The 17,639-nt window shown below is 72.1% G+C and carries 15 protein-coding genes; 8 read left to right on the top strand and 7 right to left on the bottom strand.

Annotation, left to right across the window (positions count from 1 at the left end; genetic code table 11):
• Positions 1-39 precede the first annotated feature (39 nt).
• Positions 40-2,025: a right-handed parallel beta-helix repeat-containing protein gene (locus tag K4B79_RS08995; RefSeq protein ID WP_232025784.1), complete on the bottom strand. Its 1,986-nt coding sequence runs from the start codon at positions 2,023-2,025 to the stop codon at positions 40-42.
• A 414-nt stretch (positions 2,026-2,439) separates the two neighbouring features.
• Here K4B79_RS08995 and K4B79_RS09000 point away from each other — a divergent pair, with 414 nt between their 5' ends.
• The gene (locus K4B79_RS09000; protein WP_232025785.1) at positions 2,440-3,828 is read left to right on the top strand and encodes a chitinase; all 1,389 of its coding nucleotides are present in this window, start codon (positions 2,440-2,442) and stop codon (positions 3,826-3,828) included.
• Positions 3,829-3,932: 104 nt separating this feature from the next.
• The gene (locus tag K4B79_RS09005) at positions 3,933-6,107 is read left to right on the top strand and encodes an RICIN domain-containing protein (RefSeq protein ID WP_232026233.1); all 2,175 of its coding nucleotides are present in this window, start codon (positions 3,933-3,935) and stop codon (positions 6,105-6,107) included.
• A 44-nt stretch (positions 6,108-6,151) separates the two neighbouring features.
• Here the strand turns inward: K4B79_RS09005 and K4B79_RS09010 are convergent, their stop codons facing one another.
• The 3 genes from K4B79_RS09010 to K4B79_RS09020 form a co-directional block, all read right to left on the bottom strand.
• Positions 6,152-6,715: a hypothetical protein gene (locus tag K4B79_RS09010; RefSeq protein WP_232025786.1), complete on the bottom strand. Its 564-nt coding sequence runs from the start codon at positions 6,713-6,715 to the stop codon at positions 6,152-6,154.
• 87 nt (positions 6,716-6,802) lie between these two features.
• Positions 6,803-7,924, bottom strand: a complete 1,122-nt coding sequence (locus tag K4B79_RS09015) for a sensor histidine kinase (protein WP_232025787.1) — start codon at positions 7,922-7,924, stop codon at positions 6,803-6,805.
• Positions 7,924-8,628: a response regulator gene (locus K4B79_RS09020; RefSeq protein ID WP_232025788.1), complete on the bottom strand. Its 705-nt coding sequence runs from the start codon at positions 8,626-8,628 to the stop codon at positions 7,924-7,926. The genes K4B79_RS09015 and K4B79_RS09020 overlap by 1 nt, the downstream gene beginning before the upstream one ends.
• Positions 8,629-8,785: 157 nt before the next feature.
• Between K4B79_RS09020 and K4B79_RS09025 the strand changes: the two genes are divergently transcribed.
• Positions 8,786-10,024 carry a DUF418 domain-containing protein gene (locus K4B79_RS09025; RefSeq protein ID WP_374208437.1) on the top strand — a complete coding sequence of 413 codons (1,239 nt, stop codon included), beginning with the start codon at positions 8,786-8,788 and terminating at the stop codon, positions 10,022-10,024.
• 27 nt (positions 10,025-10,051) lie between these two features.
• Here the strand turns inward: K4B79_RS09025 and K4B79_RS09030 are convergent, their stop codons facing one another.
• Complete coding sequence (locus tag K4B79_RS09030) at positions 10,052-10,291, bottom strand: twin-arginine translocase TatA/TatE family subunit (RefSeq protein ID WP_232025789.1); 240 nt, start codon at positions 10,289-10,291, stop codon at positions 10,052-10,054.
• A 14-nt stretch (positions 10,292-10,305) separates the two neighbouring features.
• On the bottom strand, positions 10,306-10,881 hold the full coding sequence (locus K4B79_RS09035; RefSeq protein ID WP_232025790.1) for a TerD family protein: 576 nt from the start codon (positions 10,879-10,881) through the stop codon (positions 10,306-10,308).
• A 180-nt stretch (positions 10,882-11,061) separates the two neighbouring features.
• Between K4B79_RS09035 and K4B79_RS09040 the strand changes: the two genes are divergently transcribed.
• The 4 genes from K4B79_RS09040 to K4B79_RS09055 all read left to right on the top strand — a co-directional run bounded on the left by K4B79_RS09040 (position 11,062) and on the right by K4B79_RS09055 (position 14,987).
• The gene (locus K4B79_RS09040; protein ID WP_232025791.1) at positions 11,062-11,448 is read left to right on the top strand and encodes a BlaI/MecI/CopY family transcriptional regulator; all 387 of its coding nucleotides are present in this window, start codon (positions 11,062-11,064) and stop codon (positions 11,446-11,448) included.
• Positions 11,449-11,454: 6 nt separating this feature from the next.
• Positions 11,455-12,396, top strand: a complete 942-nt coding sequence (locus K4B79_RS09045; protein WP_232025793.1) for a M56 family metallopeptidase — start codon at positions 11,455-11,457, stop codon at positions 12,394-12,396.
• Positions 12,397-12,618: 222 nt separating this feature from the next.
• Positions 12,619-13,968, top strand: coding sequence for a hemolysin family protein (locus K4B79_RS09050; RefSeq protein WP_232025794.1), 1,350 nt, complete (start codon positions 12,619-12,621; stop codon positions 13,966-13,968).
• Positions 13,965-14,987 carry a hemolysin family protein gene (locus K4B79_RS09055; protein WP_232025796.1) on the top strand — a complete coding sequence of 341 codons (1,023 nt, stop codon included), beginning with the start codon at positions 13,965-13,967 and terminating at the stop codon, positions 14,985-14,987. The genes K4B79_RS09050 and K4B79_RS09055 overlap by 4 nt, the downstream gene beginning before the upstream one ends.
• Positions 14,988-15,274: 287 nt before the next feature.
• Here the strand turns inward: K4B79_RS09055 and K4B79_RS09060 are convergent, their stop codons facing one another.
• Positions 15,275-16,435 carry an acyltransferase family protein gene (locus tag K4B79_RS09060; protein WP_232025797.1) on the bottom strand — a complete coding sequence of 387 codons (1,161 nt, stop codon included), beginning with the start codon at positions 16,433-16,435 and terminating at the stop codon, positions 15,275-15,277.
• Between the two features lie 171 nt (positions 16,436-16,606).
• Between K4B79_RS09060 and K4B79_RS09065 the strand changes: the two genes are divergently transcribed.
• On the top strand, positions 16,607-17,608 hold the full coding sequence (locus K4B79_RS09065) for an asparaginase (protein ID WP_308280420.1): 1,002 nt from the start codon (positions 16,607-16,609) through the stop codon (positions 17,606-17,608).
• Positions 17,609-17,639: the final 31 nt, after the last annotated feature.

The following is a 17,639-nucleotide window of genomic DNA, read 5'->3' on the forward strand; positions in this document are numbered from 1 at the left end:
CCGAGGGACACGCACGCGCACCCGTCGGCCCGCCCTCGTTCACGGCATGCCCAGGCTCTTTCGATACGGTGCCAGGGGACCGGAGTTCGCCACGACGGCGGCACACGCGGCATCGGCGGCGCAGGTTCGGCCCGGGTTCTCGGCAGGCAGCAGGGTGTTGCCGGAGAACTCCAGGTCGTGCGGGTCTCCGCAGCCCTCGTCCGGGTTCTGCTCGTCGGCCGGCGGCCAGGCGCCGGGGAAGGCCCGCCGCTCGACCCACTCGGGCACCGCGTCGTCCCAGAAGTTGCCGCGGTAGCGCACGTGCCGGACGGGGCGGTCCCCCCACTCCTCACTGCACCCGCCGATGGAGGCGACGTAGTCGTGGACGACGTTGCGGTCCACGGTGACCCACTTGGAGCTGTCGTCGGTGTAGATGCCGACGTTCCAGACGCCGTACTTGCTGTCGGTGACCGCGTTGCCGCTGATCACGGCCCCGTCGGCGTACGAGGTGCCCTGTTCGCCGCGCAGGTAGATCCCGCCTCCGTCGACCAGGAGCCGGTTCGTCGCGAACACGCGGTTGTCGAGGATGCGGTTGCCGTGCATGACGCCGCGTAGGTCCTCGGCGGGCCCCGACAGGATGCCGGTGTAGGGGACGTCGTCGACCTGGTTGTGCGCGATGGTGGTCTCCTGGGTCGCGGTGTCCCAGATGCCGGAGGACGCGCGGTACTCGGCGCCGGTGCGGTGGATCCAGTTGTTGGTGATCCGGTTGCCGCGGTTGGTGCCCTTCATGGCGGGCGGGACCACCCCCATCAGGATCCCGCCGTCGGAGACATCGGTGATGACGTTGCCGTCCACCACGTTGTGTGAGCTGTTCTGCGACAACTCCAGGGCCTGGGCGCCCAGATGGATGAACCGGTTGCCCTCCAGGGTGATCCGCTCGGCGGTACGGAAGGCGACCGCGCCCGGCACCGTCAGCAGCTCCGGCTCCGCATCCTTCCCGGGCCGCAGGTACATGCTCCACGCGGCGGGGAAACCGGCCGGCTCGTTCGGTGCCAGCCAGGTGGCGTGGGCGAAGGTCAGGCCGCGGAAGCCGACGTCGTGCAGCGGCCTGCCGGGCCGGCCGCTGCCGGTGACCAGGGACTCCAGGACGGGCGCGACCACCCGGGCGCGGCGCACGTCCTCCCCGGGCCGGGGCAGGTAGAGCAGCTGGTGGTGTCCGGGGCGTGAGCGGTCCAGGTACCAGCTGCCGGGCCGGTGCGCGAAACTCGTGGAGTTCTCCACGACGGCCGGCTCCTTCAGCAACTCCGGCCCGCCGTACAGCGCTTGGATCAGGTCCCAGCACGGCTGGTCCATGGTGAGGGCGGACCCACGGCCGCTCGCGGAGACACCGGCGACCCCGCAGCGGCCCTCGACGTAGCCGGACCGGTAGACGAACTCGACGTCGCGGGGGTTCCGCCAGGTCCGGGGGACGGCGCTGTCGGTGACATAGCCGGTCTTCGTCACCTTGAGCGCGCCGGGGAAGCCCGCGCCCTCACGGGTCAGCCGCGTAGCGCGCCGGTCGTCGACGTAGAGCTGACGGGTGTCGAGGGCGCCCACGTCCGCCCGCCAGAAGCCCTTCAGTTGCGGGTCGGGCCGCCATCCGGAGATCTCCCGGCCCCCGCTGAAGGTCACCCGTTCCTGACGGGGTGTCCCGTAGCCGTAGGCCTGGTAGATGACGCGATGGCCGTTGCGGCCCGAGTCGCCCGCGGCCTCCGACAGCCGCAGGGGTGCCTTCAGGGTGTAGGTCCCGCCCCGCAGGTTCACCACCAGGTCCGACGTCATCCCGGCCGCTCGCGCGCGTATGGCCTGTTGGGCCCGTGCCGGAGTGGCGAAGGGCCGGTCCACCGTGCCCGGCCAGGAGTCCTTCCCCCAGGGAGCGACGTACAACTGAGCCGCGGTGTCGGGCGTGGCCGCCGCCGGGGACGGCGCCGCCGCCATCGACATCCCGACCGCCCACGCCGCCGCTATCCCAACGGCCGCTCGTGTCCGCGTACGCAAGAACGCCATACCGCCTCCTCGATCGTCCCGGCCAGCCTGGGGGAGGGGGCGGTGCCGGGACATCGGCCGATCGTGTCCGGAGCCGTCACCTCGGGCGGCGGAGCCTCGACCAAAGTCGGCGGCGGCCGGATTGCACGTCGACCAAAGTCGACCGAAGCCGACGGACGTTGGCGGACGGCGACCGACTTCGGCCCGAGGATCTGGTTCAGACCAAACCCTTGACAGGCAAATCTCTCACTTCTTAAATCACGTAGTGAACTAAGTGCTCACCAGGGTCGGTTACCGCGCTCCAGCCCCCTGTCGGCGCGGTACCCGTCCACTTCCCCTGCTCGCCCCACGTCTGCCTCTCAGGCCGATCTGTCATATGTCATGCCCCTGTCATTCACGACGGGATCCCCCACTCCAGAAACGGACGCCGACGCGATGACCACGAGGTTTCCGCACAGTCCCGCCGCACGCGGCCTACTGGGCACGGCCATTGCCGCCGCCCTTCTCACCGCCCTCACCGGCACCCCCGCCAGCGGTGCCGCGACGGCCACCGGACAGATCACCGGCGTCGGCGGCATGTGTGTGGACGTCGCGGGCGCCGCCACGGCCAACGGCACGGCCGTCCAGCTCTACGACTGCAACGGCACCGCGGCGCAGCAGTGGACCGTCGGCGGCGACGGCACGATCCGCGCGCTCGGCAAGTGCCTCGACGTGGCCTCGGGCGGCACCGCCGACGGAACGCGCACCCAGCTGTGGGACTGCAACGGCAGCGCCGCCCAGCGGTGGACCGTCACCGCTGCCCGGGACATCGTCAACCCGCAGGCGGACAAATGCCTGGACGCCACCGGCAACAGCTCCGCCAACGGCACCCCGCTCCAGATATGGACCTGCACCGGAGCCGCCAACCAGAAGTGGACGGCCCCGGGCGGCGGCGGGACGGACCCGGCACCCGTCGGCCCCATGGCCGTGGCGCCGTACCTCTACAACGGCTGGGGCAGCCCGCCCAGCCCGACCACGGTGATGAACGCGACCGGCGTCAAGTGGTTCACGCTCGCCTTCGTCCTCAGCAACGGCTACTGCAACCCGCAGTGGGACGGCAGCCGCCCGCTGACCGGGGGAGTGGACCAGCAGACCGTCACCACCGTGCGCGGTGCGGGCGGCGATGTCATCCCGTCCTTCGGCGGCTGGAGCGGCAACAAGCTGGAGAGCTCCTGCTCCAGCGCGGGCGAGCTGGCCGCCGCGTACCAGAAGGTCATCAACGCCTACGGGCTGAAGGCGATCGACATCGACATCGAGGCCGCGGCCTACGACAGCCCGACGGTGCAGCAGCGCACGGTCGACGCCCTGAAGACCGTCAAGGCCAACAACCCCGGGATCAAGGTGTACATCACCTTCGGCACTGGCCAGAACGGCCCCGACAGCAGTCTGATCGGCAGGGCCGCCGCCTCCGGGCTCACCGTCGACAGCTGGACGATCATGCCGTTCAACTTCGGCGGCGCCGGACAGAACATGGGTCAACTCACCGTCCGAGCCGCCGAGGGCCTCAAGACCGCGGTCAAGAACGCGTACGGCTACACCGACGACCAGGCCTACCGGCGCACCGGCATCTCCTCGATGAACGGCATCACCGACAACAACGAGACGGTGACCGTCGCCGACTTCCGCACCATCCTCGCCTACGCCCAGCAGCGCCACCTGGCCCGGCTGACCTTCTGGTCGGTCAACCGCGACCGGCCCTGCACCGGAGGCGGCGCCGACACCTGCTCGGGCATCGCCCAGCAGCCCTGGGACTTCACCCGGGTCCTCGCCCAGTACAACGGCTGACCCGCGCCTGCCCACCCCCCTCACGCCGCCGCATCGGCACAGGAGAAGACGTGTTCCGACTTCCAGGCTTCCGACTCCCCGCTCCTCGACTCCCCAGACCCCGTATCACCGGCCCCCTGACCGCGGCCCTCGTCGCCTCGGCCACCGCCGCCTCGATCCTCACCGGCCCGCAGCCCGCCGAGGCGGCGGCCGCCGCTCTGCCCACCGGCTGGTCCACGGTCGTCAACTCCGGCAGCGGCAAATGCCTCGACGCCCGGGCCGCCGCGACCGTCAACGGCACCGCCGTACAGCAGTACCCCTGCAACAACAGCACCGCCCAGCAGTGGAGTTTCACCGCGACCGGCGACGGCTACGTACGGATCGGCAACCGCAACGACGCCCAGCAGGTCGTCGACGTCAGCGACGTCTCCACCGCCGACAACGCGGCCGTCCACCTGTGGACCTACGGCGGCGGCGCCAACCAGCAGTGGCAGCCCGTCGACGAGGGCGGCGGCGCCTACCGTTTCGTCAACCGCAACAGCGGCAAGTGCCTCGACGTCCCCGCCGCCTCCACGGCCGACAGCGTCCAGCTGGTGCAGTACACCTGCAACGGCACGGCCGCCCAGCGCTTCCAGGTGGCGCCCGTGAGCACCGCGCCCGGAGACGTCGACCTCGGCCCGAACGTGGTCGTCTTCGACCCCTCCATGCCTTCGTCCACCATCCAGAGCCGCCTGAACCAGATCTTCCAGCAGCAGGAGACCAACCAGTTCGGCTCCCAGCGCTACGCGGTGATGTTCAAGCCCGGCACATACAGCAACGACGTCAACGTGGGCTTCTACACCCAGGTGCTGGGCCTCGGCCAGTCGCCCGACGCGGTCACGATCAACGGGGCCGTGCATGTCGAGGCCGACTGGTTCCCGCCGCAGAACGCCACCCAGAACTTCTGGCGCGGTGCCGAGAACCTCTCGGTCAACCCCACGGGCGGCACCGACCGGTGGGCGGTCTCCCAGGCGTCCGCGTACCGCCGTATGCACGTCCGCGGCAACCTGGAGCTGAGTGACGGCGGGTGGTCCAGCGGCGGCTTCATGGCCGACACGAAGATCGACGGCCAGGTGCGCTCCGGGACGCAGCAGCAGTGGCTGACCCGCAACTCCCAGCTCGGCGGCTGGACCGGCTCCAACTGGAACATGGTCTTCGTCGGCAGCCAGGGCGTGCCCGGCACCAGCTTCCCCAACCCGCCCTACACCACGGTGAACCAGACCCCGACCGTGCGGGAGAAGCCCTTCCTGTACGTCGATTCCGCGGGCGCCTACCAGGTGTTCGTGCCGTCCCTGCGCGCCAACTCCTCGGCCACCACCTGGGCGAACGGCAGCGCCGCCGGCACCTCGCTCGGCATCGACCGGTTCCATGTCGTCAAGCCCGGCGCGACCGCCGCCCAGATGAACGCGGCCCTGGCCGAGGGCAAGAACCTGCTCGTCACCCCCGGCGTCTACCACCTCGACCAGACCCTGCGGGTCACCCGCCCCGACACCGTCGTCCTCGGCCTCGGACTCGCCACCTTCATTCCAGACAACGGCATCACGGCCATGACGGTCGCCGATGTCGACGGCGTGAAGGTCGCGGGCGTCCTCTTCGACGCCGGCACCACCACCTCGCGGACCCTGGTGGAGATCGGTCAGACCGGCGCCGCCGCCGACCACTCCGCGAACCCCACCTCCCTGCACGACGTGTACTTCCGCGTCGGCGGAGCCGCCGTCGGCAGGGCCACCACCAGCCTCGTCGTCAACAGCGACGACGTCATCGGCGACCACATGTGGATCTGGCGCGGCGACCACGGCACCGGCATCGGCTGGAACAGCAACACCGCCGACACCGGGCTGGTCGTCAACGGCGACGACGTCACCATGTACGGCCTGTTCGTCGAGCACTACCAGAAGCACCAGACCATCTGGAACGGCAACGGCGGGCGGACGTACTTCTACCAGAACGAGATGCCCTACGACCCGCCCGACCAGGCCGCCTGGATGAACGGTTCCACCCAGGGCTACGCCGCCTACAAGGTCGCCGACTCGGTCACCAGCCACCAGGCCTACGGCCTCGGCAGCTACTGCTTCTTCAACGTCAACCCGTCCGTCACCGCCGAGCACGCCTTCGAGGCCCCGAACAACCCGAACGTGCGCTTCCGGAACATGGTGACCGTCTCCCTCGGCGGCACCGGCACCATCCGGCACGTCATCAACGACCGGGGCGGCCCGTCCAACTCCTCCACCAACGTGGCCAACCTGGTGAGCTATCCGTAGCAACACCCGGGGGCCGACCACAGCGGCGCACGGGCGGCCGGGCGTCAGCCGCAGCCCGGTGCCTCGGGGGCGTCCTTCGCGTGGCGGGTCAGCGCGCAGACCGTGCGCAGCGTGATCCTCCAGTCGTCGTCGTGGAGGACGGCCGCCCCCTGGCCGCCGGTGTCGAGCCGGCGGCCGTCCCGGGTGAGGGTGTAGGCGACGTCGGCGTTGAGGTCGGAGGTGAAGGCGACCGAGGTCACCTCGGCGCGCAGGCGGCTGCCGAGGGGATCGCGGAAGAGGTTGTCGATCATCAGCGCGTTCTCGTGGCCGTTCTCGACGACCTCGCTGCGGTCGTCCACGGAGGACTTCGGGTCGAAGAAGACCCGCCAGGCCTCCCTGATGTCCTGCTCGGCCCCGTCCGGGTCCTCCGGGGCCGTACCGGACGGCGTCGGGGACGGTGCGACGGTCGGGGCCGCGCTCGACGTACTCGCCGAGGCGGAGCCGGACGAGCCGCCTGCGGCCGGCGGTGTCTCCTCGGACGCCGCGCCGCCGTTGTCGCAGGCACCGGTGAGGACGAGGGCGGCGGCGACGAGCACCGCCCGGGCCGCGCGGGGTGTCGCAGAGGTCATGGAACTCCACCTTCGGGGTCGCCGTGTGGCTGAACTACCCGGCTGGGGTGCGTTCATCCGGACGGATTCGGCCCCGTGCGCGTCGGCTCAGCCGTCCCGGCGTGTCGGGTGGGCCCGGTCGGCGGGGAGGTCGAGGCGGAGTTCGTAGCCGCCCTCGGCGGTGGGTCCGGCGACGACGGTGCCCCCGAGGAGCTCGGCCCGCTGGCGCAGACTGATCAGGCCGTGGTGCGCGCCGGGCAGGGGAAGGGCGGGACGGCGGGGCGCGCTGTTGGTCACCGTGGCGCGGACGGCACCGTCCTGGTGGTGGACGTGGATGGTGGCGGTGGCGCCGGGAGCGTGCTTGCGTACGTTGGTGAGGGCCTCCTGGACGGTGCGGTAGACGGCCCGCTGCACGGGCGGCGACAGGTCCTCGGGCAGGTCGGTCCGCAGTTCGGCCTCGATACCGCTGCCGTCGACCAGCCGGGGCAGGTCGGTGAGCGACGGCTGGGGGGTGAGCTCCGTGGGGCGACTGCCGCCGGCGCGCAACACGCCCACCATGTGCCGCAGTTCGTCCAGGGTCTGCACACTCAGGCGCCGGATCGTCGCCGCGGCCTCTCTGGTCTCCGGGTCCCGGCTGCCGACCTGGAGCACCCCGGCGCGCACGGCGATCAGACTGACCTGGTGGGAGACCACGTCGTGCATCTCCCGGGCGAGCTCGGCGCGCTCCTGCGCCAGCACCCGCTGTGCCAGCAGGGCGCGCTCGCTCTCGCGGGTCTCGGATATCTCGGTGAGCCGCAACGACAACTCGCGCCGGGCCTGCACGAGTTGGCCGAGGAACACCGGAGCGGCCGCCGTCGCCAGACTGTAGGTGGCGGTGATCAGGCCGAACGGGTCGGTGAGGTCGGCGAACTCGGGGTCCGGCCACGACCACGAGGTGGTGTCGGACGCCGCGACCGCCAGGGCGCACCAGGCCAGTGGCACCCGGCGGCGGGTGAGTGAGGCCAGCGTGTACAGCGCGACCAGCGTGGCGAAGACCGCGTCGGAGACCAGGACGGCCGGCAGCGCGACCAGGAAGGTGAGCCACGGCAGTCGGCGGCGCAGCGTGAGGGCGGCGGTGGCCAGCAGGGCGCAGGCCATGCGGGACCGCTCGTCGGCCTCGACGTGGACCCAGATGTCCAGCAGCGAGACCCCGACCAGGACGGCGTCCAGCAGCAGCGCCCGCGCTCGCATCAGCGGCGCTCCTCGTCCGGCCGCCCCTGGTCCGGCTCCTGGTCCTGCGACTGGTCCGGTGAGGGATCCAGCAGGCCCGCGCGCTCGGCGAGCAGGGCTGCCTGGACGCGGGTGCTCACCTCCAGTTTGCCGAGCAGGGCGCTGACATGGTCCTTCACCGTGCTGGTGCTCAGATGTATCCGGCCGCCGATGTCCGTGTTGGACAGGCCCTCGGCGATGAGGACGAGGACATGGCGCTCCCGGGCGGTCAGCCGCCCCACCAGCCGGGCCGCCGGTTCCCATCTCCCGCCCGCCAGGTAGCCGTCCACGACGGTGCGGGTGACCTTGGAGGACAGTACGACCCCGCCGTCCGCCAACGACCTTACGAGATGGGGAAGTTGCTCGGGATCGGTGTCCTTGAGGAGGAAGCCGGCGGCTCCCGTGCGCAGGGCGGTCGCCACGTACTCGTCCATGTTGAAGGTCGTGAGCATGGCCACCACGGGCGGGTCGGGCAGCCGGCGCAGGTCGGTGAGGACCGTCAGTCCGTCGACGTCCGGCATCCGGATGTCGAGCAGTACCACCGCGGGGCGCAACTCCCGCACGGTTCGGACCGCTTGGCCTCCGGGGACCGCCGCCACGACCTCGATGTCGTCCGCGGTGTTGAGGATGTGCTGGAAGCCCGTGCGGATCAGGGCCTCGTCGTCGACCACCACTACCCGGATCATCTGGCCCCCCGGCCCCTCGTCGGACCACCACCGGACCTTACGACGTCGTAACCCGGTCGCTGGTTCCTTTTGCCCTGGTTCACCCGCCGACCGGCGGGGGTGGCTCCGGCCGTCCGAGGGATGGGCCGCGCCCGCGCCGGCCCCGACGCTGGAGGACATGACACAGGACACGTCATCCGGCACGCCCCCGGCGCCCGCCGCCGAGACGGACCGCCTCCCGACCCCTGTCCCGCCCCCCGCGTCGACCGGCCGGCTCGTCGGCGTCGACCTCGCCCGCGGTCTCGCCGTCCTCGGGATGTACGCCGCCCATGTGGGCCCGGATCCCGCCGCCGGCGGGCCGATCGGCTTCGTCATGGAGCTGGCGCGCGGACGCTCCTCCGCGCTCTTCGCCCTGCTCGCCGGGTTCACCCTCGTCCTCATCACCGGCCGTCCGCTCCCGCGCACCGGCCGGGCGGGCCGCCAGGCGGTCGTACGGATGGTCATCCGCGCGGCCCTCCTGATCGTGCTGGGCTTCGCCCTGACGGCCCTGGACACCGAGGTCGACGTGATCCTCGCGTTCTACGGGCTGGCCTTCCTCGCCGTCCTCCCCCTGTACCGGCTGCGCGCCCGCACCCTGGCGGCCGTGGCCGCCGCGAGCGCCCTGGTCCTGCCCCAAGTGCTGTACGTGCTACGGCGGTCGAGCGACAACGGCGACTGGTCGGACGCCGTGATCGGCCGCGACCCGCTGGCCCGGCTCAGCGGCACGGACGGCCTGCTGGAACTGCTCGTCACGGGGGAGTACCCGGTGCTCACCTGGGCGCCGTTCATGATCGCCGGGATGGCGGTCGCCCGGCTCGACCTCACGCGGGCCGACATCCGCTCCCGGCTGGCCCGCACCGGCGGCGCCCTGGCGGTCCTCGGTTACGGCGGCTCCTGGCTGGCGCTCCGGCTGGTCCCCCACGCGCGCGCGAACGTCGCCGCCGCGACCGACGGGGGCTCCGCGGCCTCCGCCTGGTGGTCCGACACCGTCGGCTACCCCGTCGAGGACACACCGGCCGACTGGCTGCTGGTGGCCGCGCCCCACAGCCAGACGACGTTCTCCATCCTGGGCAACACGGGTGTCGCCCTCGCCGTTCTCGCGCTCTGCCTCACGGTCGCCTGCCGTATGCCCCGCCTCACCCGGCTGGCCCGTCCCGTCACGGCGGTGGGCATGATCGCGCTGACCGCCTACGTCCTGCACGTCTTCGCCGTCCATGTGGTCGGCATGGAGGAGGAGACGGGTCCGGCGCTGCTCGCCCTGGCCTGTTTCACGGTGGGCGCCACGGTGTCGGCGGTTCTTTGGACACGACGGTTCCGACGGGGACCGCTGGAGTACCTGCTGCACGCCAGTACGCTGCCCGCCCGCCACATGAGATGAGGTGCGGGCGAGCAGCGGGCGGTCGCCTCAAGCCCGCGGGCGTGGCTGTCCGGCGTCCGGCGCCGCGGGAGTGACGGTCTCTCCCCGGATCACGCGGGGCGCCGTCCGCTCCCCGGCGGGCTGCTCCTCCTCCTGCGCCGCCCCGGCCTCCGCCTTGAGGATGCGCGCCGAGCGGCCCGCCGAACGGGCCAGCTCGGGAAGCTTCTTGGCGGCGAGGACGGCGATGACGACAAGGAGGAGGATCGCGAGTTCGCTCAGTCCGAACATGCGGCCACCGCCCGTCAGACGCCGACGCCGAAGTCGGACGCGATCCCGGCCAGCCCGGACGCGTACCCCTGTCCGACGGCCCGGAACTTCCACTCGGTGCCGTTGCGGTAGAGCTCGCCGAAGACCATCGCGGTCTCCGTCGAGGCGTCCTCCGACAGGTCGTAGCGCGCGATCTCCTGGTTGTTCGCCTGGTTGACGACCCGGATGAACGCGCCCCGGACCTGGCCGAAGCTCTGGCCGCGGTTGTCGGCGTCGTGGATGGAGACGGGGAAGACGAGCCGCTCGATCTCGGCGGGCACGGCGGCCAGATTCACCTTGATCGCCTCGTCGTCGCCCTCGCCCTCACCGGTGAGGTTGTCGCCGGTGTGCTCGACCGAGCCGTCCGGGCTGGTGAGGTTGTTGTAGAAGACGAAATGCAGGTCCGAGGCGACCTTGCCGGAGGCGTCGAGCAGCAGCGCGGATGCGTCGAGGTCGTAGTCGGTGCCGGTGGTGGTGCGCACGTCCCAGCCCAGGCCGACCAGCACTGCGGTCAACCCCGGTGCCTCCTTGCTGAGCGAGACGTTGCCGCCCTTGGAGAGAGAAACTCCCACTGTTTTCCTCCTGATTGAGACCGTGCCTGATGCGGATCGTGCCGGGTGTTGCCGGGTGGTGCCGCAATCGAATCTACATCACTGTAGAAGTTGCGGGAGGCGGGATCCGGACACCCGGGCACCGGATGTCCTTACGATGGACCGCCCGTGACATGCGCGGCAGCGGAAGGGAGACAGGGCGTGGCGGATCACCGGCGTCCCCGGCGACGGGGACAGGGCGAGCTGGAGGTACAGGTCCTTTCGGCCCTGCGGGAGGCTGACGGCCCGGCGACCGCGGGCTGGGTGCAGGAACGGCTCGGCGGGGACCTCGCCTATACGACCGTCGTCACGATCCTGACCCGGCTGCTGGCCAAGGGAGTGGTGACCCGGGAGCGCGCGGGCCGGTCCTTCGCCTGGACGCCGGTCTCGGACCAGGCCGGGCTCGCGGCGCACAAGATGCGCAGGCTGCTCGACGGCGAGAGTGACCGGGAGGCCGTGCTGGCCAGCTTCGTCACCTCCCTCGAACCCGACGACGAACGTCTCCTGCGGGACCTGCTGGAGCAGGCCAAGGACGAAGGGGAAGTCTGAGAGCGCATGGGGGTGTTCGTCTTTCTGCCGCTCGTCCTGCCGCTGACCGCGTGGCCCGTGGCGCGGCTGGCCGAGCAGCATCTGCATCCGCGCGCCGCCACCAGGCTGGTGACCGCCGTCGCCGGTGTGATGGCGCTGTGCAGCACGGTGTGTCTGGGGCTGCTGATGGTGGTCGGGACCGCGCAACTGCCCGGCAACCCCCTGCCGGACGGCTGGTCCGACCCCGAGGTGCGCGAGGCCGTGCCGTACGACGAGGTGGCCGGCAAGGCGGCCATCCCGGCCCTGATCGCGGTCGCCGCGGTGTGCGGGCGCACCCTGGGGCGGCACACCCGCGTCCGCCGTCGCGCCCACCGGGCCCTGGCCGGACTGCCGGTCACGGAGGTGGCCGTGCTGCCCGACGCCGTGCCGTACGTCTACGCCCTGCCCGGCGACGGCAGGTCACGGGACCGGATCGTGGTGACCACGGCGCTGCTCACCGGTCTCCGGCCCGCCGAACGCCGGGCCCTGTTCGCCCACGAGCGGGCCCACCTGGCGGCCCGGCATCACCGGTTCCTGCTCGTCGCGCGCCTGGCCGCGGGCGCCAACCCCTTCCTGCGTCCGCTCGCCACCGCGGTGGCGTACACCACCGAGCGGTGGGCGGACGAGGAGGCGGCCCGTGTCCTCGGCGACCGCAGGGGCGTGGCCCGCGCGGTCGGCAGGGCGGCGCTGGTCGCCCGCGCCACCCCGGTTCCCACGCTCGCGGGATTCGCCACCCCCGGACCGGTCCCGCGCCGGGTGGCCGCCCTGCTCGGCCCCGCCCCGGTTCCCGCGCGCGGCTGGCCGCCCGGGTTCACCGCGGTCGGCATGGCCGTGTGGACGGCGGCCGCCGGGACCGCCGTCTCCGCCATGTCCTCCGCGAACTCCGCGGTGACGATGGTCCTCATCCTGCATGCGGCGACACCGCTGTAAGGCCACCGCCCGGGCCAGGAACAACCACGCGCCGAGAGCCGTTCTCTACAAGCGAGTAGAGACGCGCTTTGCGCATCCTTTACCATCGAGTGAAGGATCTCCACCGACCGAACGAACGAATGAACGACGAAGGAGCCAGAGTCCCGCAATGGGTGAGCCTCCCAGTACCGGCTGCGCCGCACTCCGACCACCGAAGGCCGACAGGGGATCGGGGGTGGCGCGGTGACCGAGGTCCTGCTGCTCCTCCTGGCCCTCCTGCTGACCCTGGCCTGCGCGGTCTTCGTCGCCGCCGAGTTCTCCCTGACCACCGTCGAGCGCGCCGACCTGGAGCGCGCGGCCCAGGCGGGTGAGCGCGGCGCCGAGGGCGCGCTGAAGGCCGTACGCCGACTGACCGTGCAGCTCTCCGGCGCGCAGCTCGGCATCACCGTCACCTCGCTGGTCATCGGCATGCTCGCCGAGCCGTCCCTCGCCGCACTGCTGCGCGGCCCGCTGCGGGCCGTCGGTCTGGGCGGCGCCGCCTCGTCGGTGGCGACCGTGCTGGGCGTGGTCGTCTCCACCGTCGTCCTGATGGTGGTGGGTGAACTGGTCCCCAAGAACTGGGCGATCTCCCGCCCGCTGGCCGTCGCCAAGGTGGTCGCAGGCCCGCAGCGCGGATTCACCGCGGCCTTCGGCCCGTTCATCCGGCACCTGAACAACACCGCCAACCGGTTCGTCCGCCGCATCGGCCTGGAACCCGCCGAGGAGCTGGCCTCCGCCCGCGCCCCCGAGGAACTGGTGGCGCTGGCCCGGCACTCGGCCGCCGAGGGCGCCCTGGAGGCCGACTCCGCCGAACTGTTCGTCCGTACCCTGCACCTGGGCGAGCTGACCGCCGAGAACGTCATGACGCCACGGGTCGACGTCAAGGCCCTGGAGGCGCACGCCACCGCCGCCGACGCGGCCAACCTCACCCACGCGACCGGCCTGTCCCGCTTCCCGGTCTACCGCGACAGCCTGGACGAGGTCGTCGGAACCGTCCACATCCGGGACGTCCTCGCCCTGCCGCCGGACCGGCGCGCCACGACACCGGTGACCGACCTGGCCAGCCCGCCCCTGCTGGTGCCCGACAGCCTCCCCGCCGACCGGCTGCTGGAACGGCTGCGGAGCGCGCGGACCATGGCCGTCGTCATCGACGAGTACGGCGGTACGGCGGGCCTGGTGACCATGGAGGACATCGTCGAGGAGGTCGTCGGTGAGGTCCGCGACGAACACGACCCCGTCGAACCGCCCGACCTGCTGCCCGCACAGTCGGGCGCGGACGGCCGCGCGGTCTGGGAGGCCGACGGATCCGTCCGCCTCGACCAGCTGGACGGGATAGGACTGACGGCACCGGAAGGCCCGTACGAGACCGTGGCCGGCCTGATCGCCACCCGGCTCGCCCGCATCCCCGCCAAGGGCGACACCCTGGACCTGGACGACGGCTGGCGGCTGCACGTCCTCGACGTCGAGCACCACCGCGCCGACCGCGTCCGCATCACCGCACCCGACCGGGCCCACGCACCGGTGCCCGCACAGGCGGGGGAGGAGTCCCGATGACCACGCTGCAACTCGCCATCGGCGCCCTGACCCTGCTCACCAACGCGTTCTTCGTGGGCGGCGAGTTCGCCCTGATCTCCGTCCGCCGCAGCCAGATCGAGCCGCGCGCGAAGGAGGGCGACACCCGGGCCCGGATGACCCTGTGGGGCCTGGAGCACCTCTCCGCGATGATGGCCACCGCCCAACTCGGCATCACCGTCTCCTCGTTGGTACTGGGCGCCGTCGCCGAACCGGCCATCGCGCACCTGCTGGAGCCCGCCTTCGAGGCGGCCCACGTCCCGCACGCCCTGGTGCACCCGATCGCGTTCGTCATCGCGCTCACCGTGGCCACGTATCTGCACATGCTGATCGGCGAGATGATTCCCAAGAACATCGCGCTGGCCGCGCCGGTCCCGACCGCCCTGCTGCTCGGCCCGCCCATGGTGGCGCTCACCCGCGCCCTGCGGCCTGTCGTGTTCGGCATCAACGCCTTCGCGAACACGCTGCTGAAGCTGCTGCGCGTCGAGCCCAAGGACGAGGTGGAGTCGGTGTTCACCGACGACCAGCTCGCCCGCATGGTGGTCGACTCCAGCCAGGCCGGCCTGCTGTCGCCCGCCGACGGCGAACGGCTGCGCGACGCGCTGGAGCTGGGCACCAGGCCGGTGGGAGAGATCCTCGTGCCCGCGCGGACGATGCGGACCGTCGCCCACACCGTCACCCCGGCCGAGTTGGAGCGGACGGCCGCCGAGGCGGGCTACTCCCGCTTCCCGGTCACCGGCCCGCGCGGCACCCTGCTGGGCTATCTGCACATCAAGGACACCCTCGGCGTCGCCGACCGCGACCGGCCGTTCCCGCGCGAGGTGCTGCACCCGGTCACCCGGGTACGCATCGACACCCCGCTGGACGACACGCTCACCGCGCTGCGCGCGGGCGGCAGCCACCTGGCCGCCGTCACCGGCCACACGGGCTCCGTCCTCGGGTTCGTGACCATGGAGGACGTCCTGTCCGAGCTGGTCGGACCGGCCCCCGCCGCAGCCTGACCGCCCCAGGGACCCGCCCCGGACAGGCCCGGCACACCCGTTTCCGCCGACTCGCGAGGAGGACGGGATCATCGGCTCGGTCGATGCCCGATCCGTCCCCGGCAGTCCGCCCGGGGGCGGACCGGGCCCGCCGGTGAGCCGGGACGCCCGGTGTGCGCGGTCGCCGAGGACCCCGCGGTCGCGGACGCGGGTGCCCCGCTGGCAGGGTGATCCTGGACGACCTCCTGGCCCGCTCCCGGCTTCCCGCTCCCCGCAACCGCGGACGGGTCGACCCTCCGGTCCGCGCCCTACTCCGGGTGCGACCGGCGCGGACCGGGCACCGCGTCCAGCCCCTCGGGGCCGGGCGCGGGCCGGGTACGGCGAGGCGGCTCAACGGCCGTGGACCGCAGGAACGCCCAGCTCGTGTCCGGCTCCACCGCGAAGCGGAACAGGCGCCGCACCGGCGGTGTGCACAGCAGGGCCCCCACCGCGGCCGCGACCACGGTGACGACGATCTCGCCCAGCGGCTGCCGGATCCACACCGGGTCGTACCAGCCCCAGAACTTCGCGCCCTGCGCGAGGAACCCGTGCAGCAGATAGGCGTACAGCGTGCCCGCGCCCAGCACGGTGAACCACATGGGCCGGCGCGGCACCCAGGCCAGGAAGCAGACGACCAGGAGCAGCGAGCAGCCGTACAGGATCACGGTCATCACGGGCCCGTACCAGAACGGCGCCCCGAGTTCGCCCGCGGTGTCCCGGTCGAAGAACCAGGCGCCGCTCGTCCGCGGCACCGCCCAGTACGCCACGGCGAGCGCCGCCACGAACACGGGGACCGACAGGATCCGCACCGCCCTGCGCCGCACCAGCCGGAAGTGCTCCGGCCGCAGGCACAGGCCCAGCACGAAGAACGGCAGGAACTGCAGGGCCCGTTGGAGAGCGAGGTCGTTGCCGATGTCCGGGGAGATCGTCGCCGGCACACCGATGGCCAGCGTGAGCGGCAGCGGCCACCGCACGAGCCGCCACAGCGGGGTGGTCAGCCGCCAGATGAACAGCGCCGCCAGGAACCAGGTCAGATACAGCGGGTTGAGCAGCGTGATCGGGCGCTCCGGCACCTGGTCGGTCCACCGGGTGAAGAGCGTGTACGCGGTCTCGAAGACGACGTAGGGCACGGCCACCCCGGTGACCAGGCGTTCGATTCGTCGCGCGCTCCAGTCGAAACCGCGCGAGAAGTAGCCGGAGACGATGATGAACGCCGGCATGTGGAACGCGTAGACCACCATGTAGGCCGCCGTGACGGCCCGGCTTCCGCCCCGCAGCGGCTCCCAGGCGTGGGCCACCACCACGAGCACGATCGCCAGGTACTTGGCGTTGTCGAAGAACGCGTCCCGGCGCACCGCCTCCGACCCGGGCGAGTCCCTCGCCGGCGCCGCCGCGCGGCCGGACGCCGCCGTCCGTGTGGTGTCGCTCATCCCGCCCCCTGTCGTGCACGTGTGAAACCCGTGAGGGAAGATGCGCGTCTTACGAGAGTTACGGCAGTGGCGTCGAGAGAGAGCATCCGGGGCGCCTTGCCGATCCGACGCGACGTAAACGCACCTGTTTTCGAAGTGACGTAAACGCACCCGTTCTCGAAAGGGCCGCCCGTGTCCTCCACCTCGCCCCGGCCGGACGGCACCGTCCGCGTGATCACCCTCGGCGGAACCATCGCCATGACCCGCGGTGCCGAGGCGGGCGGTGTGACCCCGAGCCTGACCGGAGCCGATCTCGTCGCCGCGGTACCGGAGCTGCGTGATGTCGCGCACCTCACGGTCGAGGACTTCCGCCGGCTGCCGGGTGCCTCACTGACCCCCGAGGACATCGCGGCCCTCGTGATGCGCGTCGCCGAGGCGGAGGCCGAGGGCGTGCACGGCGTGGTGGTCACCCAGGGCACCGACACGCTGGAGGAGACGGCCTTCCTGGCGGACCTCCACCACGGGGGCGACATGCCGCTCGTCTTCACCGGAGCCATGCGCAACCCGAGCCTGCCGGGTGCCGACGGCCCGGCCAACCTCCTGGCCGCCGTACGCACGGCCGCGTCGCGGGACGCCCGCGGCCACGGCGTCCTGGTCGTCATGGGGGACGAGATCCACGCCGCCGGGCAGGTGCGCAAGATGCACACCACGAGCGTCGCCGCCTTCGTCTCGCCAGGCACCGGGCCCGTCGGGCACGTCGTGGAAGGCGTTCCCCGTCTGCACGGCCGGGCGGTCCGGCACCCGTGCGTGCCCCTGCCCCGGGACGGCCACCCGCGCGTCGAAGTGGTCACGGCCACGCTCGGCAGCGACGGCGCGCTGCTCGACGCCCTCGCGGACAGGGTCCAGGGGCTGGTCGTCGCCGCCTTCGGCGCCGGTCACGTCCCGGCCTCCTGGTGCGACCGCCTCGAAGCGCTCGCCGCGGCCATGCCCGTCGTCCTCGCCTCCCGCATCGGCACCGGACCGGTCCTCGCGAGCACCTACGCCTTCCCCGGCTCCGAGAGCGACCTGCTCGCCCGCGGCCTCATCGGCGCCGGATCCCTCGACCCGTTCAAGGCCCGCCTCCTGCTGGGCGCCCACCTGGCGGCAGGCAGCTCCCGCGCCGAGACCGAGGCGGCGTTCGCGAGCCGCCGCTGACCCCGGCGCCGGTCGGGCTTGGCGCAAACGT

Origin of the sequence: Streptomyces lincolnensis, assembly GCF_021173675.1 — a bacterium.
GTDB classification, from domain to species: domain Bacteria; phylum Actinomycetota; class Actinomycetes; order Streptomycetales; family Streptomycetaceae; genus Streptomyces; species Streptomyces lincolnensis_B.